Source organism: Variovorax paradoxus (assembly GCF_030811855.1).
Lineage (GTDB): Bacteria > Pseudomonadota > Gammaproteobacteria > Burkholderiales > Burkholderiaceae_C > Variovorax > Variovorax paradoxus_L.
Genome location: NZ_JAUSRN010000019.1, coordinates 83,681 through 109,361 on the forward strand (window position 1 = coordinate 83,681; position 25,681 = coordinate 109,361).

The following is a 25,681-nucleotide window of genomic DNA, read 5'->3' on the forward strand; positions in this document are numbered from 1 at the left end:
CTGCGGCCCGCCAGGACCGGCGCTGCCCGCTCAAGGACGCAGCCGCGACAGCGCGCCCGACGCCAGTTCGGCGATGCGCTCGAGAAAGTCGGTGCCCATTTCGGCGTTGAAGCGCTGGGCGTCCGGCGAGGCCAGCACCAGGAGGCCGAAGGCCGGCGATTCGGCATTCGGCCGCAGCGGGATCAGCGCAATCGATGCGGCGCCGGTCGGCTCGGGCAGCCAGTTGGCTGCCTCGAAGCCCGAATTGAGCCCGCAATAAGGTGAAGTGAGCGAGGTGGCCAACGCCTTCACGTCGTCGCTCACCCACTGGGCATAGGCTTCGTTGAGGTAGTCGGCGCCGCAGTCCCACACCTTGATGGCCGTCTGCGGCACCAGGAACAGCGACTGCAGATCGACCGCGATGCGGTACGGCAGGCTGCGCGGGTCGCGCGCGGTCAAGAGGCCCTTGGTCCAGCGCTGCAGACGGTCGGCAATGACCACGTTTTCAGTGCCATGGCGCACCATGTCCATCAGGCGATGCTCCAGCGCCTTGATCTTCTCGCGCAGCATTTCGGCCTGGCGCTCCTGCAGGCTCACGGCGCGGTTGCCGTGCGGGCTGGTGAGCTGCACCTGTGCCAGCAGCTGCGCATGCCGCTCAAAAAAGTCGGGCGTGTTCGCCAGGTAGTTGGCGATGTCGTCTTCGGTGATCGGGTTCATGGCGTCGTCTTTGTTGTTTCTGATGTTGGTGGTCATGGCAGCTCGGGCACCTCGATGTCTCCCTCGAAAACCGTGGTGGCCGGCCCGGTCATGAGCACCGGGTTCCCCTCGCCCTCCCAGCCGATGGTGAGCACGCCGCCGTGCGTCTGCACGTCGACCCTGCTGTCCAGCAGGCCGAGCCGGATGCCCGCCACCACTGCCGCGCAGGCGCCGGTGCCGCAGGCCAGCGTTTCGCCGGCGCCGCGCTCGAACACCCGCAGCTTGACGTGCGTGCGGTCGCCCACCTGCATGAAGCCGGCATTCACCCGCTGCGGAAAGCGCGGATGGTGCTCGATCTGCGGGCCCTGCCGGGCCACCGGCGCCGTGTCGACGTTGTCGACCACCTGCACCGCGTGCGGGTTGCCCATCGACAGCACCGCGACGGAAACAATGGCCGAGTCGGCATGCGTGCCAAGCGCCAGGTGCCAGGTGTGCCAAGAACCCATAGGCTGCGGACTGAGTCCGGCGGTGTCGAAGGGCACGCGGGCCGGCTCGAAGATCGGCGGGCCCATGTCGACCGTAACCCGGCCGTCTTCGCCCATGCGCGGCTCGATGATGCCGGCCAGCGTTTCGACGCGCACCGCGTCCTTCTCGGTCAGGTGCTGCTCGCGCACGAAGCGCATGAAGCAGCGCGCGCCATTGCCGCACTGCTCCACCTCGCCGCCGTCGGCGTTGTGGATCACGTACTGAAAGTCGACGCCCTCGGCCGCGTCCTTGGAGGGAGGCCGCACCGTAAGGATCTGGTCGGCGCCGACACCGAAGTGGCGGTCGGCCAGAAAGCGGTATTGCGCGGCCGTGAGGCCCAGCGAGCCGCGCGTTTCGTCGAGCACGACAAAATCGTTGCCGGCCCCCTGCATCTTGGTGAAGCGAATTCGCATTGGGGGATTATCCGCCGCGGGAGTGGCGCAGCCTGTCCAAGGCCCTGTCCAGAAAAGCCAGCCGGTCCTGTCCCCAGAAACGCTCGTCGTTCAGGATAAAGGTAGGCGCACCGAACACCCCCGCCTCGATGGCCTCCGCGCTGTTGGCGCGGTACACCGCCAGCGTCTCGGCCGCCTGCTCCAGCGCCTGCAGCGACGCACCGTCGTAGCCGTTTTCTTCGGCCACCGCAATGCGGACCTCGGCCTCGGAGGTGTCGCGCTCCTCCGCCCACAACGCGCGCAGCAGTGCATGCGAGAGCGGCTGCGCATCGAGTCCCTGCAGCTGAGCGGCGATCACCATCCAGCCCGGGTACTTGTTCCAGTTCGGATCGATTGGCGCGCCCTTGGGGTAGTACGCCGGCTCCAGGTTCAGCGGCATGCCGAGGTAGTCGCGCCAACGCGCCAGCTCGAGCGCGTGGTACGTGCGGCGCGGCTCAGGCCGCGTCTTCAGCGGAATGCCGCCGGTTTGCGGCACCACCGCTTGAAAGTCGTAGGGCTTGAGCGTGAGCCGCACATGGTGGCGGCGCACGATGTCTTGCAGCTGCGGGCCGCCCAGGTAGGCCCAGGGCGAGGAAAGGCTGTAGTAGCAGTCGAGCGCAATGGGGGTGGCGGAGGTGGTCGTCTTCTTCGTCATCCCGCAATTATTGTGAAGAACGTCAGCCGCAGCGAGCGCCGATTATTCGACCCTGAGGATCGACGTCGACAGTGAGCCGACCCGGATCGGCCGGCGCCGGCAACGGGGCACCGGCCGCAGAGGTGCGCGCAGTTTTGGAAGCGGTGCGGTTTCGCATCTCTTCCAGCAGCGGCGCATCGATGGCCCGACCCATTGCGTAGCGCGCCTGGTTGACCTGGCAGTCGGCGTCACCGGTCATGGCCACGAAAACCGGCGGCGGCGGGGCTTCTGAGGTGAGAGGGCGGAATTGCGGTTTTGTTTGGCAGCCGGCAACGAAGAGCGACGCTGCGCAAAGCGCCGCCGTCATGACGCAACGCATATGCGTGCAGATAAAACCTGGGTGCTGCTGGTCAATGCGCATGGTGTCTTCCCTTCCTTGTCGACAGATGCAGTGCATCGTAGCGCCGCATTCGCGATGCTTTGGCGCGCGAGCGCCGCTTTCGTGCATCGTTGGCAACTTGCGAGATTTTGTCGGCCGGCTTGCTGTCTAACTATCGTGCACGGCATCGCCAAGGGCCTGCTCGCGGGCGGCTACTCTGTGCAGCTGCCGACGTGACGCCTTCCACGGTCTCAAAGCGCCCTGCAGTAGCAACTGACGGGCGCACAAGCCAGCTTCGCCGCCAGCGCATCCCAGGCCCCCGACGCCACCGCACTCGCAATATGGGCCTGATGATGGCTCTGCGATTCCCACGACTCGACCAGCGTGAACACGCAGGCGTTGTCGCTGCGCCCGAACAGCTGCACGCCCCGGCAGCCATCCGCCGATGGGAGCGACTGCTTGACCTGATGCATGAGCTCGGCGAAGGCGGAGGCGCCCTCGGGCTTGGCTTCGAAAGTAATGATGACGTTGATCGGGTCCATGGAGATTTCGCGTTAGCTTGAAAAGAAAAAGGGAAGCAGGCAGGTTAGCCAGCGACCTTCCCCGCGCCAAGGCGCGAAGCTGCGAAGAAATTGACCATGGCTGCGAAAGAAGAAGGCAGCCGCGCGTTGGCATCAAACCGACTGCACGCGCCTTACGTACTCCGCAGGCGTCGCCTCGAACCGCCTGCGGAACGCGCGGTTGAAATGCGCAGCGCTCTCGAACCCGACCTTCGCAGCCGCATCTCCCGGCCTCAGCCCGGCGCCCAGCATCAGCGTGCGCGCCTCTTCCAGGCGCAAGTCTCGAATGCAGCGCATCGGCGTGACCCCGGCCACCTCGCGAAAACTGTGCGCGAAGTGCGAAGGGCTCATGTGCACGTGGCCAGCGATCTCGGCCACCGACAGCGGCCGGCCCAGATGGCGGCGCATGAAGGCAATGGCTGTTTGTATGCGTGCGCCGGCCTTGGTGACCGCGCTCGCGCTGCGGATGGCGGCAGCGGCCTCGGAGCGCAGCAGCCGCAGCACGATCTCTTCGACGACCAGGGGCGCGAGCGTGCGGCGGTCCACCGGGTCGTCGGCCGAAAGCAGCAGGCGGGCGAAGGCCTCGACCACTTCCGGCGCCACCGGCGCCGTGAAGTTCTCGGTCACACGCGCCCGCTCGGCCATTAGCGTGCCGCTTTCCGCCAACGCGACGAAAGACTTGACCAGCACGTCGGGCGGCAGGTCGAGATGAATGGCGAGGTACGGCTCTTCGGCGCTCGCCGCGACGACCGTACCAAGGCACGCGACCTCGGCCCCGAGCACCAGGCACTGCGTGGCGCCGTAGTCGAGCGAGCGACGGTCGCCGCCAAGGTGCGCCGTCTTGCGGCCCTGCAAGACCACCACCACGCCCGGCGTGAGGCGCTGGGTTTTCTCGTAACGGATCGGGTGCGAGAACCGATAGCAGCGCAGGCCCGGATACAGCGCATCGGTACGGCCGTCCGCAGGAGTTCGGGCCGCGACCATGTCGCGCAGGCGGGCCCAGGCGGTGGGAACGGCGGCGTCGGGCTTGTTGTTGGCAACGGCTGGCATCGGTTTGTCGTGGAGAAAAGAAAGTGTCCTGCGCAGGGTAGCCGCTCGATGCGCGCCCGCTGGCGGGGCAAGAGGCTGATCGATCCGGCCGGGTTCTCGCTGGCTTGCGACTGATACGATTTTTGCGCTTTCAATCTACCTCGATCAGCGCCGGAATTCCGGTGTGCCATGGCATCCTGAAAAGAAGGGAGGCCGCACCCGGCCGGCGCAGCTTTTTTGGCGAGGCGTCGATGAGCCTCTTCTCACACCGCAAGGTTCGAGGAACTCCGATGCAGCTTGGGCGTGCATTTGTCGTATTTGTTGGAAGCTGGGCACTCGTGCTGGTCATGTCGAGTTGCGGCGGCGGGGGTGGGGGAGGTGGTGGCGGCGCCCTGCTGCCTGTTGCGGTAGTGCCGGCAACCGCGCCACCGGCCGATGCACCGCCCGCACCTCCTGCGGCCGCTCCGCCCGCGCCCGCCGAGCCGGCGCCTCCGGCTGAACAGCCGCCTCCCGCAACCAGCCGCGTCATCTCGGACACCATCACCTCCGCCAAGACGGGCGCCACCTATCCGATCGACATCTACCTGCCCGCCTCCTACGACGGCGGTTCGGCGAGTTATCCGGTCATTTATGCGATGGACGGCGATGCGATCTTCAATCCGCCCGGCTCGCGATTTGCCAACTTCAAGGACATCCTCGACGAGCGCGGCACGCAAGCGATCCTGGTCGGCATCGGCGGTTCGGCGCGCCGCGAGCAGGACTACACCTTGCCTGGCGCAAGGCCATATCACGAATTTTTGACGCTCGAGCTGGTGCCTTTCATCGAAACAAGATACCGCGCCGATGTAAAAAAGCGTTTGCTGACTGGTCTCTCGCTGAGCGGGAGCATGGCCGGAATCGCACTTTTTCTCGAAGGAGCGGCGGGCAACCTGACGTTCTCGCACTTCCTCTCGTTCGAAGGCGCTTTCGCCTTCCAAGAGGCCGAATACCAGAACCTCGAGCAGGAAATGCACGACGCGCTGTCTGGCAAGCCCCTGCCTGCAACCCTCATCCTCACGCGCTGCGGCAACCCGAAAGAGTGCAACTTCACGCCAGTCGATGGGATGTACATGCGGCTGCTGGCGCGCGGGTACCAGGGATTGACGGTCACGGAATTGACGTACTCGTCAACTCACACGCAAACCGATATCCCGTCGTTCACGGACGCCGTCGCCAAGCTGCTGCCATAGCTCACGTAGCCGATCGGTCACCCTGCGGCCGCGCCCTCGTACATCGCCTCCTGGTTCTTGCCGGCTCGCTTGGCCTCGTAGAGCGCCTTGTCGGCGGCTTCGATGAGATCGAGAAAGGAGCCGTCGCGCGAAGGAACCATCGATGCGCCGCCGATGCTCACGGTCAGGTACCCGGCCACGGAAGAACGGCTATGCACCAGCGCCATGCCCTCCACCGACATGCGAAGCCTCCGGGCCACGGCAAGAGCCCCCTCCTGGGGCGTGGTCCTCATGATGAGCGCGAACTCCTCGCCGCCGAAGCGGGCGACGAGATCGGTCGATCGGCTGACATTCAGCTGCAAGGTATTCGCCACCTTCTTCAAGACCTCGTCGCCGGCCAGGTGGCCATAGGTGTCGTTGTATTGCTTGAAGTCGTCGATGTCGATCATGAGCACGGAGAGTGCGCTCTGGTCGCGCAGCGCCCGGCTCCATTCGTCCTGGATGTATTCATCGAAACGGCGCCGGTTGCAGACGCCGGTGAGCCCGTCCGAATGGGACATTCGCTGAAGTTCGATGTTCTTTTCCATCAGCTGCCGCTGGCTCTCGCGCAGTGCGCGATAGGCTTCGTCGCGCTCCAGTTGGTTCAGGTAAGCCTTCGAGTGGTAGCGGATGCGCGCGATCAGTTCGACCTGGCTCGGCAGCTTGACGAGATAGTCGTTGGCGCCGGCCGCAAAGGCGTCGCCCTTGGCCGCCGGGTCTTCCTTGGTCGACAGCACCACGATCGGTATCTCTGCGGTGGCCGGATTGGCGCGGTACCGGCGAACCAGCGTCAAGCCGTCGATGGTGGGCATGACCAGGTCCTGCAGGATCACCGTCGCCCCGACCTGCTCGGCCACCGTGAGCGCTTCGGCCGGATCGGAGCAGTAGTGAAAATCGATGTTCGGCTGATTCAGCAGCGCGCGGCGCACCGCCTCGCCCACCATCGCCTGGTCGTCCACCAGCAGCACCATGACCCGGTAGGCCTTGCCAGCGGGCGGTCTTGGCACGCCTCCCTCCTGCGATTCGGTTCCGATCATGGTGGCCCCCCGGGTTCGGTCTGGGTGGAAAGAACATTGCAAAGTTGCGCCGCAATCGCTTCGATCGGCAGCACGTCGACCGCCGCATCCATCGCGACGGCCGCCTTGGGCATGCCATAGACAGCGCTGCTGGCCTCGTCTTGCGCGATGGTGTGGTGGCCCTTGTCGCGCAAGGCTTTCAGGCCATGCGCACCGTCGCGCCCCATGCCGGTCAGCAGCACTCCGACGACCTCGCCGCGCCACAGCGTGCAGGCGCTGTGAAAGAACACGTCGACCGAGGGGCGGTACACGTAGCTCTGCGGGGCGCGCGTGTAGGCGAGCCGCTCGCGCGCGACCAGCCGCAGATGGTCGTTGGTCGCCGCCAGCAGCACCCTGCCCGGCGATGGCCGATCGCCCTCCCGGGCCAGCTCGACCGGCAGCGCCGAATGCTGCGCCAGCCAGTGCGCCATGCCGGCGGCAAACTGCTCGTCGACGTGCTGGACGATGACGATGGCCACCGGAAAGTCGGCCGGCAAGCCCCGAAGCAGCGTCGCCAGCGCCGCCGGCCCGCCCGCCGACGCGCCAATGGCGACCAGGCGTTCCGGCCGGCGGCCTCCAGGTTCCGCCGCGACTCGCGCGCCGCCGGTCGCGGTGGACGCGCTGCGGTCGCCGATCAGCCGGGCGATGATCTCGATCTTTGCCAGCACGGCCGCGGCGCCGGCCCGCGGGTTACCGTTGCCGATGGCCGGCGCATCGACCACATCGAGCGCCCCGTGGCCCATCGCCTCGAAGATGCGGGAGGTGTTGGCGCCCATGTCGGCGGTCACGAGCAGGATGGCGCACGGCGTCGCGGACATGATGCGCCGCGTGGCCTCGACGCCGTCCATTTCAGGCATCAGCAGATCCATGAGGATGAGGTCCGGCCTCAGTTCAGCGCAGCGCTGCACGGCCTCTGCGCCGTTCTCGGCCACCCAGACCAAGTGGTGCTCGGGCCGCAGCGCCAGCACGCGTCGCAGGGCCTCCACCGCCATCGGCAGGTCGTTGACGATGGCGATCTTCATGCGACGGCCTCGCCGATCAGGTCGACCACCGCCTGGAGTAGCGTCTCGTCGTGAAAGCTGCCCTTGGTCAAGTAGTGGTCGGCGCCGGCCTCCAACCCGCGGCGGTGATCTTCGGCGCGGTCCTTGTACGACATGATCATGACCGGCAGGGACTTCAGGTTGGGGTTCTTCTTGACCAGGGCCACCAGTTCGATGCCGTCCATGCGCGGCATGTCGACGTCGGTCACCAGCAGGTCGAAGTGGCCGGTGCGCACGGCGTTCCAGCCGTCCATGCCGTCGACGGCCACCTCGACCTCGTAGCCGTGCTGCGCAAGCAGCTTGCGTTCGAGCTCGCGCACCGTCAGCGAGTCGTCGACCACCAGCACGCGCTTGGGCCTTCTTCCATCGACGGCGGCATGGCCCGGCTGGGCCTGGCTCAGATGGCCGGATGCGATGAGCTTCTGCACCGAGCGGATCATGTCCTCGACGTCGATGATGAGCACCGGCGAGCCGTCTTCCATCAACGCACCGGCGCTGATGTCCTTGATCTTGCCCAGGCGCGGATCGAGCGCGTGCACCACGAGCTCGCGCTCGCCGAGGAAGCGGTCCACCACCACACCATAGGTGTCGTCGTGGTCGCCGATGACGACCACCGCCAGGTCGCCGCCGGCGGCCTGGGGCTCTTCCGCCTGCAGGATCTGATGTGCGGTCACGAGTCCGATGCGCCGCCCGTCGACCTCGATGTGCTGCCGGCCTTCGAGCAGTTCGACCTGCCCGGGCGCGACCCTCGCGGCGCGGACGATGCGGGCCAGCGGAAAGGCATAGGGCTCGCCGCCGACGTCCGCGAGCAAGGTGCGCACGACCGAGAGCGTGAGCGGCAATTGCAGCTGGAAGCGCGTGCCCTGCCCGGCCTCTGTCGACACGCGCACGCTGCCGCGCACCTGCTTCACCATGTCCTGCACGGCGTCCAGCCCGACGCCGCGGCCCGACATGTCGGTGACGCGGTTGCTGAGCGTGAAGCCTGGCAGGAACAGGAACTCCAGCAGCTCGGCCTCTGAGAGCTCGGCCGCAAGCTCCGCCTTGGTGTGATTGCGTTCGACCACGGCGCGGCGCATGGCGTCGAGCGAAATGCCTCGCCCATCGTCGGAGACGGAGATTTCCAGTGCACCGGCGCTGTGGCGCGCTTCAAGCCGCACGACGCCTTCCGCGGGCTTGCCCGCGACACGGCGCTGCTCGGGCGACTCGATGCCGTGGTCGATTGCATTGCGCAACAGGTGGCCGAGCGGAGCATCCAGCCGCTCGAGCACGTCGCGGTCCACCGGCGTCGCGGCACCGACGATCTCGAGCCGGACCTGCTTGCCAAGCGAGCGGCCGAGGTCGCGCAGCATGCGCGGCGTGGCATGGACGCCGTCGGCGAACGGCCGCATGCGGCAGGCCACCGCCTCGTCGTACAGCCGGCGCGACAGGTCGGCCGAGCGCCGCTCGAAAGTCTCCATGTCGGCGAGCCCCTCCGCCAGCAACTGCTCGCACTCGGCAACGCGCCGCTTGATCTCATCCAGTGCTATCCGGGTGCGCTCTTCCGGAGATGCGGTCGGCACGGCGGCGTGATCGTGCAGCGCGTCGAGCCTTTGCACGGTCTCGTGCTGCAGCCGCTTGAGCCGCAGCAGCGAGTCGGCGAAGGGCCGAAGCCAGCGAGCGGCCACCAGCGATTCGCCGGCCAGGCCGAGCAGCCGGTTCAGGTTGTCGGCACTGACGCGCACCACGCGGTCCTGGGCGGTGCTTTCGGCCGTGGCGGCAGGCGACCTCATGAGAGCTTCCTCAGATGCGGGCATCGCTGCGTCCGGCCCCGGATCGCTCTTGCCGTCGTCCTGCATCGCGCTTTCCAGCGCCAGGGCGAATGCCTTCACTTGCGGCGAGTCGAGGGGCTCCATCTCCGGGGATTGGGCAAAGCGCGCGAGCAGGTCCACGCCGCCGAGCAGCAGGTCGATGTGACTTTGGCGCAATCGCAGCCTGCCATCTTGCGCGGCGACGAAGCAGTCTTCCATGGCGTGGGCCACGCCGACCGCGGCGGCGATGTCGACGATGCGTGCGGCGCCCTTGAGCGAATGGGCGGCGCGCATGCAGGCCTCCAGCTGATCGGCGGCCTCCGGGTCCCGCTCCAGGGCGAGCAGCCCCGCCGTCAGCAGGGGCGCCTGGTTCTCCACCTCGACGCGGAACAGCTCCAGCATCGACAGTTCGCTGAGATCCTTGGCGGTCACGCCAGGCTCCGGTGAAGTGTGTAGAACAGCAATTGCTCGTCGAGCAGGCCGACCGAATGCTCATGCCACGCTAGGATCGCCTTCGAATAAGGAGCGGTGGCGCGGGCGATGGTGGCCGGCACCTCCTTCAGCGTGCCGGGATCGAAGCGCGCGATGCCGTGCATCTCGTCGACCGCAAAGCCGAGCCGCTGACCGTCGAGGCCGATCACCACCAGGCGCCGCAACGCCTCGCGCTGCCGTGCGTGCCCCGTCTCCGCGGCGCGCGCCAAACCCAGCATGCTGCCGAGCAGCACACAGACCAGCAGTTCGCCGCGCACGTTGGCCACGCCCTGCACGATCCCTCCGCGCCGCCCGGGCAGCGAATGGATCGCAGGCAGGGCCGCAACTTCCAGCAAGACCTGCGTCGGCAGGGCCAGCCATTCGGTCCCGATGCGAAAGACGATGGCCGACTCCACATCGGACTGGCCGGCCTTGGGCGCCTGGGCCATGTGGCGCGTGCACTCGGCAAGGTAGTCGGGCGGCGCCTCCCGGTCCAGCAGGGCCAGTGCGGCGGCGCCATGGACGGGACACCGGTTGCAGTGCACGTGCTGCCTGAGTTGCGGGCAGGTGCCATCGCCCTGCACGCCGATGCGATTCCAGCAATCGTCGATGGCGGCATGCCCGGCGCCTTCGGCAAGCATCGGTGCGGCTGTCATCGGTCAGGCCCCGCCGCCTGGTGCTGCCGGCTCGCGCGACGCTGCAGGCGCTGCGCACCTGCCTCGTCGCCGCGCTTGCGCAGCAGCAGCGCGAGATGGATCAGTGCCTCGTGATGGTCGGGCTCCAGGTAGAGCGCCTTGCGGTACTGCTCGGCGGCATCTTCCGCGTTGCCGCTTGCGTCGCGCACCAGGCCGAGCAGGTGGAACACCTCGGCCGAAGGGCCGTGCTGGCGCAGGTGCGCCTCGCAATGTGCCGCAGCTTCGGCCAGATGCCCCTGGTCGGCCAGACGCCGCGCGCGGTCGATGCCTGTCGGCGCTTCGGCCGGCGCCGCAGCCCGCGGCATCGCGGCAGACGTGGGGACCAATCGGGGCCGAGCGGCGGATGGAAATGGGGCCGCGGCCACCGGCATCGGCCTGCGCACGGGCGTGTCTGGCGCATGCACCGCGCGCAGCATCTTCGTGTCGCCGACATCCGCCGGCCCCTTGTGAAAGGCGAACGCAAGCGGAAGCTTCGCGGAGATGAAGCCGTGGTCCGACAGCAAGGCCGTCTCCGATGGACCGACGAACAGCCAGCCGCGCGGCTTGAGTAGCCGCTTCAGCACCGCGATGGCACGATCCTGCGTGGCGCGATCGAAGTAGATCAGCACGTTGCGGCAAAAGATGACGTCGTAGAGTTCCGCCTCGGCCATGAGGCCGTCCAGCAGGTTGCCGTGCCGGAATCGCACCGGCCGGCGCACCGCATCCACAGGGTTCTGGCCGCCCGCGGTTTCGACGAAGTAGCGATCGCGAAACGACAGGTCGCTGCCGCGAAACGAGTTGCGGCCGTACACCGCACGCTGCGCCCGCTCCAGCGCGCGGGTGCTGATGTCGACGGCGTCGATGCGCAGCGCACTTTCCGGAAAGCCGGCATCCAGCAGAGCCATGGCCATCGAGTAAGGCTCTTCGCCCGTCGCGCACGGCACGCTCAGCAGGCGCAGATCCATCGACCCCTGCGCGGCGCGCTCGCCTTCGCCAGCCAGGCGCGCCAGCGCCGCGAAGGACGCCGGATCGCGAAAGAACCATGTCTCCGGAACGACCACAGCCTCGATGAGTTCCTGCATCTCGGGCGCAGAACTGCCGAGCCGCTCCCAGTAGGCCTGTGCGTCCGGCAGCTGGCAGGCGGCCAACCGCTCCTGCACCGCGCGCCGGACGACCGCCGAGCCGATCGAGGCGGCGTCAAGCCCCATCGCCTGCTTCAGCAGCTGCTCGAACGGAGCGACGTCGATCACGCGGGCATCGCCTCGTTTTTGAACAGCAGCGCCTGCAGTGCCGGCGGCAGCAGGTGCTGCACCTCGATGCGCTGGATCAAACCGCGCGCGTCGGCCGTGACCGGACCCAGGTAGGAAGCCGCATCGATGCTGACGCCTGCGGGAACGAAGTCGCCCTCATCGCGCCGCAGCGTTTCGGTCGCGCGTTCGGCCAAGAGGCCCAACAGATGGGGCCCGTGGGTCGGGTCGGGAAAATGCACGAGCACGATGCGCGTGCTCAGGCGGTTTGCACAGGGGCGGTTGAGCGCCAGTTGGCCGAGGTCGATCACCGGCGCCGGGCTCCCGCGGTAGTGGCACAAGCCGGCCACCGCCGGGGGCGCGTGGGGGATCTCTTTCACGCCGAGCCGCGGCAGCACGGCGACGACCTGGCCCGCGTCGAGCGCGTAGCGTTCAGTGCCGAGTTGAAAAAGGAGGAACAGCATCTGGCCGGCCCTCGCTTGCCTCACGCCTCCGCCAGTTTGAAGCGCGAGACGCCGCTGCGCAGGCCACCAGCGGCCAGGTGCAGGCCGTCGATCGCCTGGCCGGACTGGCGCAGCGAATCGACGGTCTGCTGGGCCGCTTCGCTCAACTGCGTGAGCGCCTGGCTGATCTGCTCGGCGCCGGTCGCCTGCGCCTGTACGCCCTCGCTGACCGCCACGAAACGCGGCGCCAGCGCCTGAACCTGCGCGATGATCTGCGACAGCTGCGTGCCGACCTGCTGCACCTCCTGCATGCCGCGGCGCACCTCCTCCGAAAACTTGTCCATCCCCATGACGCCAGCCGACACGGCCGACTGGATCTCCTTGACCATCTGCTCGATGTCGTAGGTGGCCACGGCCGTCTGGTCGGCAAGCCGGCGGATCTCCGTCGCGACCACGCCAAAGCCACGCCCGAATTCGCCGGCCTTCTCGGCCTCGATGGCCGCATTGAGCGACAGCAGGTTGGTCTGGTCCGCCACCTTGGTGATGGTGGTGACGACCTGGTTGATGTTGCCGGCCTTTTCGCTCAGCACCGCAAGCTTGGCGTTGATCGACCCGACGGCTTCCATCACCTTGTGCATGGTCTCGCCCATGCGCAGCAGACCTTCCTGCCCACCGCCCGCCAGCGTGGCCGTCTCTTCGGCGACCTCCGACACCTCGCTCATGGTCCTCACCAGCTCGCGCGAGGTGGCGGAAATCTCCCGCGACGTGGCGCCGATCTCGGTGGTGGTGGCGGCAATCTCGCTGGCGGTGGCTTGCTGCTCCTTGGACGTGGCGGCGATCTCGGTCGCGGAGGTGTTCACCTGGATGCCGGACTTCTGCACCTGGCCGAACAGCACAGTCAGTTGCTCCGTCATGCGATTGAAGCCCTGCGCCAGGGTGCCGAACTCGTCGCGCCGCTCCAGGTCCAGGCGCTGGGTGAAGTCGCCGGTGCTGATTGCATCGGCGGTTGTGAGCAAGCGGCCCAGCGGCCGGGTGATCGACTGCAGCAGCGCGTAGCCGAGCACCAGCGCGAGCAACAGGGCTGCAGCAACACTGATCACGATGGACACAATGGCGGTCTTCACCGCCACCATGATCTGTTGGGCCGCGTCCTCGCCACTCGAGGTGTTGAGGTCGGCAACGGCCTGAAGGGCGGTGCGGATTTTTGCGTACTGCGAATCGAGCTGGCTGTGCAGCAGCGCGCGAGCCTCCGGGTTCTTGTTTTCCCTGCTCAATCGCAGAACGTCCTCCTGAGCGCGCAGGTAGGCGGCACGAAGGCTCAGGAATGCGTCGAAGTTCTCCCGGTCCTTGGCCGTAAAGATGGTGGCTTCATAGCTGCGGGACAGCTTCTCTATATTGGCCCGGCTGGCCTGCAGCTGGGTGTCGACACTGCGCATCTCGGCATCTTCGGTTTCGAGAACGTGCTTCTGCGTGAGCGCGAAATTGTCGAGCCAGGCGGCGTTCAGCTGTCCGCTGACTGCCATCCCCGGCACGGCATCCTTCTGGATGGCAGTGGCGTCCTCCGCCACGCGCGCGAGGCAGGCGTAAGCCACAACGCCCATGACGATCAACAGTGCCAGCACGGCCGCGAAGCTGGCAAGAATGCGCTGTCGTATGGTCCAGGTGTTCATCAGGTTCGTGGCGTGGCGACGCGTCGCGCTTGGCAAATCCGGAAGATGGCAACTGGGCGCGACAGTGGGCGCAGGCCAATCCGTTGTCAAGATGGGGTTTTAGGCAGAAGTCTTTATGCTTCCTGTTCCAACCAAGCGACGCCGTACCTCGTTGTGGACGGACGCTCAACCGGCCCGGCACCACCGGCCGGACTCCGGGCACACGCTGGCCTGCTCGCCGTTCACCCACACCTGCTCTTCATTCATCTGCGCCGGCGTTGGCGCGTCGACATCGAAGCCAACCTGAAGCGCGCGCGCAACGCGGGTGTCTTCGATGGGAAGCTCCCAGGTCAGGAACAGCTGGCTGCAGTCCTGCTCGGGTCCGAAGTCGGCCGCATGAAAACCGCTGCTGCCGCGCCGGACCACGGCATGAGGCTGGCCCGTGTCGAAGACGAGAACCGTGCCCCGCTCAAGAGGGATCCGGTGGCCGGTGCAGGGAAAGTGCACGTCCAGTCCCTTGTCTTCGCTCACGAAAAGATTGCAGAACGCCTTGGCGCCATATTGCGCCCCGTCGTGGTGGTACCTTGCACCGCGGCAGGCCATGAGGGCAACGTCGCTGGAGCCAAGCACGTCGCCCAGACCGAGCGTTCGCGTCCAGTCCGCCACCGCCTGCACGCAGCGCTTGTAGTCCGGCCAACGTGCTTGCGCCCGGACCAGGGGCAATGCCTCGACGTCGCCGGGTTCCAGGCCCAGGTGCGACGAGATCTCCCGTTCCCAATCGGCAACCAGCCGCGCGGGAGGCACGGGCACATCGACCCGGCCCGACAGCACCACCTCGCTCACGCTCCGGCTGCGCATGGCATTGCTGCTCCAGAAACAGGAGACGAGGTGGTCCCGCACGCGCTGCGGTGGAGTGGGAGGGCTCATTGCGGCCAGTGTAGTAAGCACAGCCCGACGCGCCCGCGACCCACGCAACTGTAGGTGCGCGCTGTCACGCCGTACCGCCCGCCCCCTTCATGCCGACAAGCGCATCGGCGCTGTCGGCTGCGGGGCGCTCGGTACAACTTTGGTTCTCCCCTCAACGTGATAAGGAGACACTCAATGGTTGATCTCAAAGACACCCGCAAGACCAGTGACAAGGAAGATTCGCATCCCGCCGCAACGGGCGCCGGGGCAGTGATCGGCGGCACCATCGGTGGTGTGGCGGGCGGCGCGGCCGCAGGCGCGGCTGTTGGCGGCATGACCGGCCCCGTGGGTGCTGCCGTAGGTGCCGCCGTGGGCGCAGCGGCCGGGGCCCTGGCCGGCAGGCGCATGGCAAAGATCGATCCCGATGCCGAGGATGCCTACTGGCGCGACAACTACGCCGGACGTTCCTACGTGACGGGCGGATCGAGCTATGACGACTATGCACCGGCGTACCGTTACGGTGTCGATGCCTATTCGCGCTACCCGAATCGCAGGTTCGAGGACGTCGAGTCCGAGTTGAGCCGCGATTGGGGCACGGCCCGCGGACGCTCGTCGCTGGAATGGGAGCGCGCCAAGCACGCAACGCGCGACGCCTGGCAGCGCGTGAGCGACACCGTGGAACGCGCCGTACCGGGCGACTCTGACCGCGACGGGCTCTGAGCCGCGAGCGGTACAGGAGAAGAAGAACCCAACGGCCCGAAAGGGCCGTTTTTCACGCTCGGCGCCGGTTTAGCGGGAATGCCATTCGTCCAGCCACGTTTCGACGCGGCTCTTGATGCGCCGCAGGGCCTCTGCGCGCTCGTTGTCCAGGCTGGCCAACGTGAGATAGCACATGTCCACCCCGCGCAACCGGAGCAGCCCGGTGCCGATGAAGTCGCCAGCCGTGTCGCGGTGCAGGCGAAGCTCGAAGGCCCAGCCCACGGGTAGCGTCGGGTTGCACTCCCGACCCAGGTCTGCGTCCAAATCAAGCCCTTTCGCCGTCCCGTTCGTCCGGACGGCCATGCCAGCATACGTCCTGGAGGCGGGAATGCGCCCCAAGACCTTTCTGTCAACGGCTTTGTTGTTTGCCCGGAGCTCTCCCGGCGCCAGCAGAGAGGCAGCCCGAACTTCCCGTCCTCAGTCGATGCTGATGTTCGCGGCCTTGGCCACCTCGGCCCACTTCACGCGGTTCTCATGCACGGTCTTCTTGAACTGGGCGGGCGACTCGATGCGCACGGTGTTGCCCTGGCTTTCGAAGCGCTCGCGGATTTCGGGCTGCTCGAGCACCGTCTTCACGGCGGCGTTGAGCTTCTCGACGATGTGCGCATCGGTGCCCTTGGGCGCGAAGATGCCGAACCAGATCGAGCTGTCGAAACCCTTGGTGCCTGCGAGACCGCTGGACGCGATGGTAGGCACCTCTTTCACGGCGGCCACCGGCGCGGCGGTGGTCACGCCCAGAAGACGCACTTTGCCGGCCTTGTAGTGCGGCAGCACCGTCTGCACCTGGTTCATGATGCAGCAGGTCTCGCCGCGCACCACCGACGTGATGGCCTCAGGCCCGCCCTTGTAAGGCACGTGCACCATGCTCAACCCGAGGCGCGAATTGAATTCGGCAAAGGCCATGTGCGTGCCCGCGCCGTTCCCTGTAGAGGCATAGTTGTACTTGCCGGGGTTGGCCTTGACGAGATCGACGAACTCCTTCAATGTCCGCGCGTTGATCACGTCCGGGTTGATGGTGAGCACGTTCGAAACGTCGAGCACTGGCGCCACGGGAACGAAGTCGGCCTCCACGTCAAACGGCAGCTTCTTGTAGAGCGCGGCGTTGCTGCCGTGCGTGGCGGCGGTGCCAAACGAGAGCGTATAGCCGTCGGGCTTGGCATGCGCGACGTATTCGCTGGCAATGTTGCCGGCCGCGCCCGACTTGTAGTCGATGATGACCGGCTTGCCGAGCTGCCTGGACAGCGGCTCCTGGATGGCGCGGGCCACCACGTCGACGCCCGAGCCGGCCGGAAAACCCATGATCAGCGTGACCGGCTGCTGCGGCCAGTCGGCCTGTGCAAAGGCGCTGGACGACAAGGCTGCGCACAGGGCGGCACCGGCCAACAGCAGGGTCTGCTTGAAGGAGTGCGAAAAGGGAGAATGGGTCATGACTGTCTTTCCTCGATGCGGGCGTTGCAGCCCCGGATTGTGGCGCGCGGCTCATGCCAAAGCGGGAATGAGCTTATGCACGGCAGAAGCGCACCGCACCACCTCTCCATAATCGCCGCATGGTCCGCCCCACCCAACAACTACACCCCGCACGTGAGCCCGTGCCCGTGCGCGCGGCAGCCACCGTGCTGCTGCTGCGCGATTCCGAGGCCGGCGTCGAAGTGCTGATGACGCGCCGCTCTGACACTGCAAGCTTCGCGCCAGGCGCCTATGTATTCCCCGGCGGCCATATCGATGAAGCCGACGAGGCCGCCAAGCGCATCGCCGCGCGCCGGCCTACGCAAAGCGGCATCCAGCTGACACAGGCCCTCACCGCCATTCGCGAAGGCTTCGAGGAGCTCGGCGTGCTGCTCGCGCGCCATGCCGATGGCAGCCCCGTGCGCACGGAAGACATCGCATCGATGGACCGCAGCACTACGTCGCCCATCTCGTTTGTTGCGCAATGCGAAGAGCGCCAGTTGGTTCTTGCGGCCGACCAGGTGTTCAGCCTGGCGCACTGGATCACCGACCGCGACCTGCCCAAGCGATTCGACGTGCCCTTCCTCGTTGCGCGCATGCCCGAGGGGCAGGTGCCCACCGCCGACGAGAGCGAGCAGTTCGAGCCCTGCTGGGTGCGGCCGGCCGATGCACTCGCACGCCACGACGCCGGCAGTTTCTTCATGATCTTTCCGACCGTTCGCACGCTGCAGCGGCTGGCGACCTATGCCAGTGTCGATGCGGTGCTGCAGGCCTGCGCGCCCAAGGATGGCGCCGAGAAGCCGCTGTGGACCAGCTGCCCGCGCGCCGGGCTGCTGCGCGGGCAAGAAGCACGCTACATGGAAACCGAGTCGCCCTATGGCGAGCTCGCGCTGGTGTGCCCCGATGGCCAGATGCTGCACGCGCTCGACTGGCAAAGCGAGCGCCCTGTGCCGCTGCTTGGGAACGTGCAACGCCTCACAGCACCCAACCCCGGCGCAATGACCGGTCCGGGCACCAACAGCTATATCGTGGGCGACGCGGCCACGGGCTACCTCGTGATCGACCCGGGGCCGAACGATGCCGAACACATCGGCCGGCTCTGGCGCGCCACCCAAGGCGACATTCGCATGATCGTGTGCACCCATTCGCACGCCGACCATTCGCCCGGCGCTGCGCCGCTGCAGGCGCTGTGCAGGGAGACGAAGCCGCCGATACTCGGGCTGTCTTCGGCGCCCACGGCGCGCTCGTCGGCACGCTTTGCGGCCGAACGCGAACTGGTCGATGGCGAGCGGCTGGTACTCTCGGGCACCACGTCCCAAGGCGAGCGCGTCACCCACACGTTGCGCGCCATCCATACGCCCGGCCACGCCGCCAATCATGTGTGCCTGCTGCTGGAAGAAGATGGGCTGCTGTTCTCCGGCGACCACATTTTGAACGGCAGTACCACCGTGGTCGATCCGCCTGACGGCGACATGAATGCGTATCTCGATTCGCTCGACAAGCTCGATGCGGCCTGCGAAGCGGGCGGCATCGATTTCATCCTTCCCGCGCACGGCTACGTGATCGGCAGCGCCCGCGCCGCCATCGCCCAGCTCAAAGCGCATCGCCTGAAACGCGAAGCCAAGATTGCATCCGCCATGAAGAAACTCCCCGACGGCACGCCCGAAGACTGGCTGGCCCTTGCCTACGACGACGTGCCCCAGCGCATGTGGCCGGTGGCGGCCCGCTCGCTGGCGGCGCACGTGGCGCGCATCCGCCAACTGGCATCCACCCAATGAACGGTTCCAGCGAAGAAGGCATCCGCCTTGCCAAGCGCGTGGCCGCCCTCGCCGGCTGCTCGCGGCGCGAGGCCGAACTGCTCATCGAGAACGGCGCGGTGCGCGTCGATGGCGTGCCGGCGTTGCTGCCGCAATCGCGCGTGCAAGACCACCAGAAGGTCGAGATCGAGCCCGGCGCCAAGCCCGAGCCGGTGGTGCCCGTCACGCTGCTGCTGCACAAGCCCGCCGGCATGCCGACCGACACCGCGCACCGGCTGCTGGTGGCCGCCAACCACCACGAGCCCGAACGCGCGGGCATGCGCTTCTTGCCGGCGCACGCCAAGGGCCAGAACTGCATGACGTCTCTGGAAACCGGCGCCAGCGGACTCGTCGTCTACACGCAAGACTGGCGCATCGAGCGCAAGCTGCATGAAGACGCGGGCGTTATCGAGCACGAAGTCATGGTCGACGTGACGGGCACGGTCAGCCCCGAGCAGATGGTGCGCTTCGAGCGCTCGCCCGCGCGTGTGAGCATCGGCCGCCAGTCCGAGGACCAGACCGGCCTGCGCTTTGCGCTCAAGGGTGCGCGGCCCGGGCAGATCGCGCACCTGTGCGACGAAGCGGGCCTGCGCATTCTTGCGATGCGGCGCATACGCATCGGCCGTGTGCCGCTGGCGGGGCTGGAGCCCGGGCAGTGGCGCTATCTTTCGCCGCACGAACGCTTCTGACGAAAGAACAACAAAGAGGCTATTGACGACAAGGAGGCAAAAAGCCATGAAGTTCCGAGGACCCAGGACCGCAGCAGCACTCGCCTGCACCGTCTCCCTGGCGCTTGCGGGTTGCAGTTATCTGGCACCGCTCTTGCCCGCATCCATGCAGCCGCCGCCTGCTGCGCCGCCACCGGTGGTCTCGCCCAGCGGGCTCGCGCCGATCACCGACGAACAGGTGGAGCGCATCCTCGAGGAAATCGCCACCAACCCGCCGACGCCGGGCGTGGCAAAGATCGTGCGAAGCGCGGCGCCGACCATCGAGTCTTTCTTGCGCACCGAAAGCTGCATCACCGCGCGCAACGGCGCCGTGCTCAATCCCTTCGCGGCGCCAGGCCGGCTGTTCGACAGCAGCAGTTTCCAGGGCGGTCCCATGGCCGAAATGCAGTACCACGACAAGACGTCCTGCGTGACCGTCAAGCGCATCCAGAACTGGAAGATGGTGTCGCCGAAGCTGCTGCGCTTTGACGTGGTGTACGTGGGCGACGACGGCGAAGAGCGCTCCATCAGGCGGCACGAGCTGATGCGCCAGCCGCAGGGAGGATGGCTGTTCACGCGCTGATTTCGCTGGCGGCTGCGCGTGCCGCCAACGAATGAAAAAAGTGTGAAGCCCGCCGATAAGCCGGATTCTGTGCGTTGAGGTTGCCCCCAACGTGACCGCCATTACTCTGGGCCGCTTGTCGCCAAACGGCTCGATGCCACCTACCCGCCAGCTCAGCGGAACCACCTCGATACTGGCCTACTTGGTGTTGCTGCGCGCAGAGATTGCCCGTTTCACCCGAACTGAATCGGCTCGTCTCTGTTGCTCTGATCCTCACCTCACGGTGGAGAGTCGTTAACTCCTGCGCTGTCCTGTGCAGTCCGGACGTTCCTCCAGTGCGGTCTTTCGACGCGGCGCCTTGCGGCGTCGCCCCTTTCGGGCTTGCACCAGCGGCGGTCTGGCGTGCTTCACGGGCGCAATTATCGCCTGATCCCCTCGCATCCGCTGGCGGCCCGTTCCACAATGGCACCTCGACCGACTTGCCCTGACCCCAACAAAGCCCAAGGAGATCCCGTGAAAGCCCAGAACATCCTCCAGACCATCGGCAACACGCCGCACATTCGCATCAACCGCCTGTTCGGCAATGCGAAGCAGCAGGTGTGGATCAAGTCCGAGCGCGCCAATCCGGGCGGCTCCATCAAGGACCGCATCGCGCTGTCGATGGTCGAAGACGCTGAGAGATCGGGCGCGCTGAAGGCCGGCGGCACCATCGTCGAGCCCACCTCCGGCAACACGGGCATCGGCTTGGCAATGGTGGCGGCCGTGAAGGGCTACAAGCTGATCCTCGTGATGCCCGACAGCATGTCGATGGAACGCCGCCGCCTCATGTTGGCCTATGGCGCCACCTTCGACCTGACGCCGCGCGCCGGCGGCATGAAGGCCTCCATTGCCCGCGCCGAAGAAATCGTGGCCGGCACGCCGGGCGCGTGGATGCCGCAGCAGTTCAACAACCCGGCCAATGTCGAGGTGCACATGCGCACCACGGCCGAGGAGATCGCGGCCGATTTTCCGGACGGCATCGACGTCCTGATCACGGGCGTGGGCACCGGCGGCCACATCACGGGCGTGGCGAAGGTGCTCAAGAAGAAGTGGCCGAAGCTGCAGGTGTTCGCGGTGGAGCCGGTGGCATCGCCGGTGATCTCGGGCGGCGCGCCCTCGCCGCACCCGATCCAGGGCATTGGCGCGGGCTTCATTCCGAAGAACCTCGACACCTCGCTGCTGGACGGCGTCTTGCAGGTCGACGCCGAACCGGCACGCGAAATGGCACGCCGCTGCGCCGTGGAAGAAGGCATCCTCGTGGGCATTTCTTCCGGCGCCACGCTCACGGCCATTGCGCAGAAGCTGCCTACGCTGCCGCCCGATGCGGTGGTGCTGGGCTTCAACTACGACACGGGTGAGCGCTACCTTTCAGTAGAAGGCTTCCTCCCAGCCTGACCAGCTATCTCTTTCATAGCGCCGCAGGCGCGTAAAATCGTCGGTCTGCTTGATAACCACAAGCCCCAGGACATGCTGCGAATTTCAGAAATCAAACTGCCGCTCGACCACGACGACGCGGCTCTTCCCCAAGCCATTGCCACCGCCCTCGACACGCCGGTTTCCAGCGTGCGCGAGTTCAAGGTGTTCAAGCGCAGCTTCGATGCGCGCAAGCCGCAGCTGCTGCAGGTCTACATCGTCGACGTGCAGCTCACCGATGCGAAGCTCGAGGCCGCGCTGCTCGCAAAGCATGCCGGCCATCCGCACATCCAGCCCGCGCCCGACATGCGCTACACGCCGCCGGCACAGGCGCCCAAAGGCGCGCCCCGGCCCGTGGTGATCGGCTTCGGCCCCTGTGGCATCTTCGCGGCGCTGATGCTCGCGAAGATGGGCTTCAAGCCCATCGTGCTCGAACGCGGCAAGACCGTTCGTCAGCGCACCCGCGACACTTGGGGCCTGTGGCGCAAGAGCGTGCTCAACCCCGAGTCGAACGTGCAGTTCGGCGAAGGCGGTGCCGGCACGTTCTCCGACGGCAAGCTCTACAGCCAGATCAAGGACCCGCGCTTCCTCGGCCGCAAGGTGATGGAAGAGTTCGTGAAGGCCGGCGCACCGCCCGAAATTCTCTACGTGGCGCATCCGCACATCGGCACCTTCAAGCTGGTGAAGGTGGTGGAGAACATCCGCGAGCAGATCGTGTCGCTGGGCGGTGAGATCCGCTTCGAACAACGCGTGACCGACGTGCAGATCGAAAACGGCCAGCTTCGCGGCCTGACCGTGCTCGACCAGGCCACCGGCCAGACGAGCGAACTGCGCGCCGACCACGTGGTGATGGCGCTCGGGCACAGTTCGCGCGACACCTTCGAGATGCTGCACGCGCGCGGCGTGCACATCGACGCCAAGCCCTTCTCCATCGGCTTTCGCGTCGAGCATCCACAGGGCCTGATCGACCGGGCGCGCTGGGGCCGCCACGCGGGCCACCCGCTGCTCGGCGCCGCCGACTACAAGCTGGTGCACCACGCCAGCAACGGCCGCTCGGTCTACAGTTTTTGCATGTGCCCGGGCGGCACCGTGGTGGCTGCCACCAGCGAGCCGGGCCGCGTGGTCACCAACGGCATGAGCCAGTATTCGCGCAACGAGCGCAACGCCAACGCGGGCATCGTCGTTGGCATCGATCCGCGCGACTTTCCCGGCTGGACGGCCGAGACCGCGGGCGACGCGCTGGCAGGCATCGCGCTGCAGCGCGAGCTCGAATCGAACGCCTTTGTGCTTGGCGGCGGCGATTACCGCGCGCCCGGCCAGTTGGTGGGCGACTTCATCGCGGGCAAGCCCTCGACCGCGCTCGGCAGCGTGCTGCCTTCATACAAGCCCGGCGTCACGCCCACTGACCTGCACCAGGCGCTGCCCGCCTACGCCATCGAGGCGATGCGCGAAGCCTTTCCCGCCTTCGGCCGCAAGATCAAGGGCTTCGACCTGCACGATGCGGTGCTCACCGGCGTGGAAACGCGCACCTCGTCGCCGATCCGCATCACGCGCGGCGACGACTTCCAGAGCCTCAACGTGCGTGGGCTGTACCCAGCCGGCGAAGGTGCGAGCTACGCGGGCGGCATCCTGTCGGCCGGCGTGGACGGCATCAAGGTGGCCGAAGCCGTGGCGCGCAGCGTCGCGGGAACATAAGGAGCTAGTGCGGTGTCCAGCAATAACAACGACGACTTCCACTTCTACGAGCCCGCCAAAGGCCATGGCCTGCCGCACGATCCGTTCAATGCGATGGTCGGTCCGCGGCCGATCGGATGGATCTCGTCGCAGGACGAGAACGGCGCGCTCAACCTCGCGCCCTACAGCTTTTTCAACGCCTTCAACTACACGCCGCCGATCGTCGGCTTTGCGAGCATTGGCGCCAAGGACAGCCTGCACAACATCCGCCAGACGCGCGAGTTTGGCTGGAACCTGGCCACCCGGCCGCTGGCCGAGCAGATGAACCAGTCGTGCGCGGCCGTGCCGCCCGAGGTGAACGAGTTCGAACTCGTCGGCCTCACGCCCGCGGCGTCGCGCCACATCGCGGTGCCGCGCGTGGCCGAGAGCCCGGTGTCCTTCGAGTGCCGGCTCACGCAGGTGCTGCAGCTCGAAGGCATGGACGGCGTGCCGGTGCCCACGTGGCTCATCCTCGGCGAAGTGGTGGGCGTGCACATTGCACGGCACCTGCTGAAGGACGGCATCTACGACACCGCCGCGGCGCAGCCCATCCTGCGCGGAGGCGGCCCCGCCGACTACTTCGAGATCAGCCCCGACAATCTCTTCAAGATGTTCCGCCCGCGCTGAGCGAGCGAGTTCCATTTTTTCCGCCGCTGCCAACCTGACAAGAACCGACCGATGACCGACACTGCCACGCCTCAAGAAGAAATCCAGGAAGTCCAGCCGACGGAAGCCGAGGGCGCCGCCCAGCAGCAGCCGGCCGCCGACGGTCGCCCGCCCCGGTCGCCGCGCCCGCCGCGCCAGCCACGGCAGCAGCAGCAAAAACAGAAGCCGAAGCAGGCAGCCCAGCAGCCGCAACAACCTGCGCGCTCGCGCAAGGTGCATCCCGCGCTGGAGAAACTGTTCGAGCTCTACCCGAACATGTTCGGCGCGCGCTTCCTGCCGCTCAAGCTGGGCGTGTTCCAGGACCTGCTCGAAAAGCACCCCGACGATTTCAAGAAGGACGATCTCAAGGTTGCGCTCGGCCTACACGCACGCTCAACGCGCTACCTCGAAGCGGTGGCAGCGGGCCATCCACGCCACGACCTTGACGGCAACGTGGTCGAAGCCGTGGCACCGGAGCACGTGCACCACGCCATCCTCGAACTGCACCGCCGCCGCGCCCAGCGTTCCGGCGAAGACCTGCGCCCGCAGCTGGTGGCGCGCATCGCCCGCGCAGTGGAAGCCTCGGGCCTCGACCGCGAAGCCTATGCCGTGCTGGTGCGCTCGCGCGACGAAGAAACCAATGCCGTGCTCGATGAAGCGCTGGCCGAACTGGCCCGCGAAGCCGCCAAGCGCGAAGCGCTGTTGCGCGCCTTCGAGGCCAGCGGCCGCAGCAGCGAGCATGAATTTGCCGATATGTACGGCATGAACACCGACGAGGTGGCGCGCACGCTCGCACGCGCACGCGCCGAGCGGCCGCAGGTTCCTCCGGCGGCCTGACAGGGCCTGCTAGCGCGTTCGTACTGAAGCGCGGCAACGCGCACAAATAAAAAAGCCGCCACGGCCAAACCGTGGCGGCTTTTTTGCTGTTAGCGCGGATCGATCAGCCGCGCGCGTTCTGCAGCGCCGCGATGCGCTCTTCGATCGGCGGGTGCGTGGCAAAGAGCTTGCCGATGCTGCCCGTGATGCCCATGGCTTCCACCGCCTTGGGCAGCTCGCCGGCGGGCAGGCCGCCGAGGCGCGCGAGCGCATTCATCATCGGCTGCTTCTGGCCCATGAGCGCGGCCGAGCCGGCGTCGGCGCGGAACTCGCGCTGGCGCGAGAACCAGGCCACCACGATGGCGGCGGCAAAACCCAGCACGATGTCCAGCACGATGGTGCTCACGTAGTAGCCGATGCCGGGGCCCGACGAACGGTCGTCGCCGCGGCGCAGGAAGCTGTCGACCGCGTAGCCGATCACGCGCGACAGGAAGACGACGAAAGTGTTCATCACGCCCTGGATCAGCGTCATGGTGACCATGTCGCCGTTGGCGATGTGCGCCACCTCGTGGCCGATGACGGCCTCGACCTCTTCGCGCGTCATGCCCTGCAGCAGGCCGGTGGACACCGCCACCAGCGACGAGTTCTTGAACGCGCCGGTGGCGAAGGCATTGGGCTCGCCCTCGAAGATGCCGACCTCGGGCATGCCGATGCCGGCCTTGTCGGCGAACTTGCGCACCGTGCCGACGATCCAGGCCTCGTCGGGCGTCTGGGGGTTGTCGATCATGTGCAGCTTGGTCGTCCACTTGGCCATGGGCTTGCTGATCAGCAGCGAAATGATCGCGCCGCCAAAGCCCATGATCAGCGCAAAGCCGAGCAGCGCCGTAAGGTTCAGCCCGTTGGCCGTCAGAAAGCGGTTGACGCCGAGCAAGCTGGCAACGATGCCAAGCACTGCAACGACCATCACATTGGTCAAAACGAACAGAAGGATACGTTTCAAGTTGAATTCTCCGTGGGGAATGCTGCCGCATAG

At 66.8% G+C, this 25,681-nt stretch carries 26 protein-coding genes and 1 other RNA gene; 9 read left to right on the top strand and 18 right to left on the bottom strand.

The window, feature by feature from the left end:
• Positions 1–30 precede the first annotated feature (30 nt).
• The 6 genes from J2X92_RS26565 to J2X92_RS26590 all read right to left on the bottom strand — a co-directional run bounded on the left by J2X92_RS26565 (position 31) and on the right by J2X92_RS26590 (position 4,254).
• Positions 31–732 (bottom strand): DUF484 family protein, encoded by a 702-nt coding sequence (locus tag J2X92_RS26565; RefSeq protein ID WP_307580361.1) that lies wholly within the window; start codon positions 730–732, stop codon positions 31–33.
• Positions 729–1,613 (bottom strand): diaminopimelate epimerase, encoded by an 885-nt coding sequence (gene dapF, locus J2X92_RS26570; RefSeq protein ID WP_307580363.1) that lies wholly within the window; start codon positions 1,611–1,613, stop codon positions 729–731. The genes J2X92_RS26565 and dapF overlap by 4 nt, the downstream gene beginning before the upstream one ends.
• 7 nt (positions 1,614–1,620) lie before the next feature.
• Positions 1,621–2,286 (bottom strand): 2-hydroxychromene-2-carboxylate isomerase, encoded by a 666-nt coding sequence (locus tag J2X92_RS26575; RefSeq protein ID WP_307580365.1) that lies wholly within the window; start codon positions 2,284–2,286, stop codon positions 1,621–1,623.
• 22 nt (positions 2,287–2,308) lie between these two features.
• A complete protein-coding gene (locus J2X92_RS26580) occupies positions 2,309–2,686 on the bottom strand; it encodes a hypothetical protein (protein WP_307580366.1) in 378 nt (125 codons plus the stop codon).
• A gap of 209 nt (positions 2,687–2,895) precedes the next feature.
• Positions 2,896–3,186 carry a putative quinol monooxygenase gene (locus tag J2X92_RS26585; protein WP_307580368.1) on the bottom strand — a complete coding sequence of 97 codons (291 nt, stop codon included), beginning with the start codon at positions 3,184–3,186 and terminating at the stop codon, positions 2,896–2,898.
• Positions 3,187–3,318: 132 nt separating this feature from the next.
• Positions 3,319–4,254 carry an AraC family transcriptional regulator gene (locus tag J2X92_RS26590; RefSeq protein ID WP_307580370.1) on the bottom strand — a complete coding sequence of 312 codons (936 nt, stop codon included), beginning with the start codon at positions 4,252–4,254 and terminating at the stop codon, positions 3,319–3,321.
• Positions 4,255–4,523: 269 nt separating this feature from the next.
• Here J2X92_RS26590 and J2X92_RS26595 point away from each other — a divergent pair, with 269 nt between their 5' ends.
• Positions 4,524–5,462, top strand: a complete 939-nt coding sequence (locus tag J2X92_RS26595) for an alpha/beta hydrolase (RefSeq protein WP_307580372.1) — start codon at positions 4,524–4,526, stop codon at positions 5,460–5,462.
• Between the two features lie 17 nt (positions 5,463–5,479).
• Here the strand turns inward: J2X92_RS26595 and J2X92_RS26600 are convergent, their stop codons facing one another.
• The 8 genes from J2X92_RS26600 to J2X92_RS26635 form a co-directional block, all read right to left on the bottom strand.
• Positions 5,480–6,487, bottom strand: coding sequence for a diguanylate cyclase (locus tag J2X92_RS26600; protein ID WP_370878295.1), 1,008 nt, complete (start codon positions 6,485–6,487; stop codon positions 5,480–5,482).
• 26 nt (positions 6,488–6,513) lie between these two features.
• Positions 6,514–7,557: a chemotaxis response regulator protein-glutamate methylesterase gene (locus J2X92_RS26605; protein WP_307580373.1), complete on the bottom strand. Its 1,044-nt coding sequence runs from the start codon at positions 7,555–7,557 to the stop codon at positions 6,514–6,516.
• Positions 7,554–9,794 (bottom strand): hybrid sensor histidine kinase/response regulator, encoded by a 2,241-nt coding sequence (locus J2X92_RS26610; RefSeq protein WP_307580375.1) that lies wholly within the window; start codon positions 9,792–9,794, stop codon positions 7,554–7,556. The genes J2X92_RS26605 and J2X92_RS26610 overlap by 4 nt, the downstream gene beginning before the upstream one ends.
• Positions 9,791–10,489: a chemotaxis protein CheW gene (locus J2X92_RS26615; RefSeq protein WP_307580376.1), complete on the bottom strand. Its 699-nt coding sequence runs from the start codon at positions 10,487–10,489 to the stop codon at positions 9,791–9,793. Before J2X92_RS26615 ends, J2X92_RS26610 begins: the two co-directional genes overlap by 4 nt.
• On the bottom strand, positions 10,486–11,757 hold the full coding sequence (locus tag J2X92_RS26620; protein WP_307580379.1) for a CheR family methyltransferase: 1,272 nt from the start codon (positions 11,755–11,757) through the stop codon (positions 10,486–10,488). Before J2X92_RS26620 ends, J2X92_RS26615 begins: the two co-directional genes overlap by 4 nt.
• Positions 11,754–12,218, bottom strand: coding sequence for a chemotaxis protein CheW (locus J2X92_RS26625; protein WP_307580380.1), 465 nt, complete (start codon positions 12,216–12,218; stop codon positions 11,754–11,756). The genes J2X92_RS26620 and J2X92_RS26625 overlap by 4 nt, the downstream gene beginning before the upstream one ends.
• 20 nt (positions 12,219–12,238) lie before the next feature.
• The gene (locus J2X92_RS26630) at positions 12,239–13,867 is read right to left on the bottom strand and encodes a methyl-accepting chemotaxis protein (protein WP_307580382.1); all 1,629 of its coding nucleotides are present in this window, start codon (positions 13,865–13,867) and stop codon (positions 12,239–12,241) included.
• A gap of 165 nt (positions 13,868–14,032) precedes the next feature.
• Positions 14,033–14,773, bottom strand: coding sequence for a hypothetical protein (locus J2X92_RS26635; RefSeq protein ID WP_307580384.1), 741 nt, complete (start codon positions 14,771–14,773; stop codon positions 14,033–14,035).
• 174 nt (positions 14,774–14,947) lie between these two features.
• Here J2X92_RS26635 and J2X92_RS26640 point away from each other — a divergent pair, with 174 nt between their 5' ends.
• Positions 14,948–15,472: a glycine zipper domain-containing protein gene (locus J2X92_RS26640; protein WP_307580386.1), complete on the top strand. Its 525-nt coding sequence runs from the start codon at positions 14,948–14,950 to the stop codon at positions 15,470–15,472.
• A gap of 69 nt (positions 15,473–15,541) precedes the next feature.
• Here J2X92_RS26640 and J2X92_RS26645 read toward each other — a convergent pair whose 3' ends face one another.
• A complete protein-coding gene (locus J2X92_RS26645) occupies positions 15,542–15,775 on the bottom strand; it encodes a hypothetical protein (RefSeq protein WP_307580388.1) in 234 nt (77 codons plus the stop codon).
• A gap of 153 nt (positions 15,776–15,928) precedes the next feature.
• The gene (locus tag J2X92_RS26650; RefSeq protein ID WP_307580390.1) at positions 15,929–16,939 is read right to left on the bottom strand and encodes a Bug family tripartite tricarboxylate transporter substrate binding protein; all 1,011 of its coding nucleotides are present in this window, start codon (positions 16,937–16,939) and stop codon (positions 15,929–15,931) included.
• 119 nt (positions 16,940–17,058) lie between these two features.
• Between J2X92_RS26650 and J2X92_RS26655 the strand changes: the two genes are divergently transcribed.
• Genes J2X92_RS26655 through J2X92_RS26665 form a run of 3 tightly spaced genes read left to right on the top strand, consistent with a single transcriptional unit; the run spans position 17,059 to position 20,043 of the window.
• Positions 17,059–18,735, top strand: a complete 1,677-nt coding sequence (locus J2X92_RS26655) for an MBL fold metallo-hydrolase (RefSeq protein ID WP_307580392.1) — start codon at positions 17,059–17,061, stop codon at positions 18,733–18,735.
• A complete protein-coding gene (locus J2X92_RS26660) occupies positions 18,732–19,442 on the top strand; it encodes an RNA pseudouridine synthase (RefSeq protein ID WP_307580393.1) in 711 nt (236 codons plus the stop codon). The genes J2X92_RS26655 and J2X92_RS26660 overlap by 4 nt, the downstream gene beginning before the upstream one ends.
• 46 nt (positions 19,443–19,488) lie before the next feature.
• Positions 19,489–20,043: a hypothetical protein gene (locus tag J2X92_RS26665; protein WP_307580395.1), complete on the top strand. Its 555-nt coding sequence runs from the start codon at positions 19,489–19,491 to the stop codon at positions 20,041–20,043.
• 40 nt (positions 20,044–20,083) lie between these two features.
• Here the strand turns inward: J2X92_RS26665 and rnpB are convergent.
• An RNA gene (rnpB, locus tag J2X92_RS26670) (RNase P RNA component class A) lies at positions 20,084–20,431 on the bottom strand.
• Positions 20,432–20,535: 104 nt separating this feature from the next.
• Between rnpB and cysK the strand changes: the two genes are divergently transcribed.
• The 4 genes from cysK to J2X92_RS26690 all read left to right on the top strand — a co-directional run bounded on the left by cysK (position 20,536) and on the right by J2X92_RS26690 (position 24,669).
• Positions 20,536–21,456, top strand: coding sequence for a cysteine synthase A (gene cysK, locus J2X92_RS26675; RefSeq protein ID WP_307580397.1), 921 nt, complete (start codon positions 20,536–20,538; stop codon positions 21,454–21,456).
• Positions 21,457–21,528: 72 nt separating this feature from the next.
• A complete protein-coding gene (locus J2X92_RS26680; RefSeq protein WP_307580399.1) occupies positions 21,529–23,169 on the top strand; it encodes an NAD(P)/FAD-dependent oxidoreductase in 1,641 nt (546 codons plus the stop codon).
• 93 nt (positions 23,170–23,262) lie between these two features.
• Positions 23,263–23,814, top strand: a complete 552-nt coding sequence (locus J2X92_RS26685) for a flavin reductase family protein (protein WP_373424882.1) — start codon at positions 23,263–23,265, stop codon at positions 23,812–23,814.
• A gap of 51 nt (positions 23,815–23,865) precedes the next feature.
• Positions 23,866–24,669 (top strand): ProQ/FINO family protein, encoded by an 804-nt coding sequence (locus J2X92_RS26690; RefSeq protein WP_307580402.1) that lies wholly within the window; start codon positions 23,866–23,868, stop codon positions 24,667–24,669.
• A gap of 103 nt (positions 24,670–24,772) precedes the next feature.
• Here the strand turns inward: J2X92_RS26690 and htpX are convergent, their stop codons facing one another.
• Complete coding sequence (gene htpX / locus J2X92_RS26695) at positions 24,773–25,648, bottom strand: protease HtpX (protein WP_307580404.1); 876 nt, start codon at positions 25,646–25,648, stop codon at positions 24,773–24,775.
• Positions 25,649–25,681 lie beyond the last annotated feature (33 nt).

Coding starts and splice junctions, on each gene's coding strand:
- J2X92_RS26585 (WP_307580368.1), bottom strand. CDS start 3,186: ATGGACCCGATCAACGTCATCATTACTTTCGAAGCCAAGCCCGAGGGC.
- J2X92_RS26655 (WP_307580392.1), top strand. CDS start 17,059: ATGGTCCGCCCCACCCAACAACTACACCCCGCACGTGAGCCCGTGCCC.
- dapF (WP_307580363.1), bottom strand. CDS start 1,613: ATGCGAATTCGCTTCACCAAGATGCAGGGGGCCGGCAACGATTTTGTC.
- J2X92_RS26650 (WP_307580390.1), bottom strand. CDS start 16,939: ATGACCCATTCTCCCTTTTCGCACTCCTTCAAGCAGACCCTGCTGTTG.
- J2X92_RS26580 (WP_307580366.1), bottom strand. CDS start 2,686: ATGCGCATTGACCAGCAGCACCCAGGTTTTATCTGCACGCATATGCGT.
- J2X92_RS26590 (WP_307580370.1), bottom strand. CDS start 4,254: ATGCCAGCCGTTGCCAACAACAAGCCCGACGCCGCCGTTCCCACCGCC.
- J2X92_RS26635 (WP_307580384.1), bottom strand. CDS start 14,773: ATGAGCCCTCCCACTCCACCGCAGCGCGTGCGGGACCACCTCGTCTCC.
- J2X92_RS26660 (WP_307580393.1), top strand. CDS start 18,732: ATGAACGGTTCCAGCGAAGAAGGCATCCGCCTTGCCAAGCGCGTGGCC.
- J2X92_RS26625 (WP_307580380.1), bottom strand. CDS start 12,218: ATGCTGTTCCTCCTTTTTCAACTCGGCACTGAACGCTACGCGCTCGAC.
- J2X92_RS26665 (WP_307580395.1), top strand. CDS start 19,489: ATGAAGTTCCGAGGACCCAGGACCGCAGCAGCACTCGCCTGCACCGTC.
- J2X92_RS26680 (WP_307580399.1), top strand. CDS start 21,529: ATGCTGCGAATTTCAGAAATCAAACTGCCGCTCGACCACGACGACGCG.
- J2X92_RS26685 (WP_373424882.1), top strand. CDS start 23,263: ATGGTCGGTCCGCGGCCGATCGGATGGATCTCGTCGCAGGACGAGAAC.
- J2X92_RS26615 (WP_307580376.1), bottom strand. CDS start 10,489: ATGACAGCCGCACCGATGCTTGCCGAAGGCGCCGGGCATGCCGCCATC.
- J2X92_RS26605 (WP_307580373.1), bottom strand. CDS start 7,557: ATGAAGATCGCCATCGTCAACGACCTGCCGATGGCGGTGGAGGCCCTG.
- J2X92_RS26565 (WP_307580361.1), bottom strand. CDS start 732: ATGACCACCAACATCAGAAACAACAAAGACGACGCCATGAACCCGATC.
- J2X92_RS26595 (WP_307580372.1), top strand. CDS start 4,524: ATGCAGCTTGGGCGTGCATTTGTCGTATTTGTTGGAAGCTGGGCACTC.
- J2X92_RS26630 (WP_307580382.1), bottom strand. CDS start 13,867: ATGAACACCTGGACCATACGACAGCGCATTCTTGCCAGCTTCGCGGCC.
- J2X92_RS26690 (WP_307580402.1), top strand. CDS start 23,866: ATGACCGACACTGCCACGCCTCAAGAAGAAATCCAGGAAGTCCAGCCG.
- J2X92_RS26640 (WP_307580386.1), top strand. CDS start 14,948: ATGGTTGATCTCAAAGACACCCGCAAGACCAGTGACAAGGAAGATTCG.
- J2X92_RS26575 (WP_307580365.1), bottom strand. CDS start 2,286: ATGACGAAGAAGACGACCACCTCCGCCACCCCCATTGCGCTCGACTGC.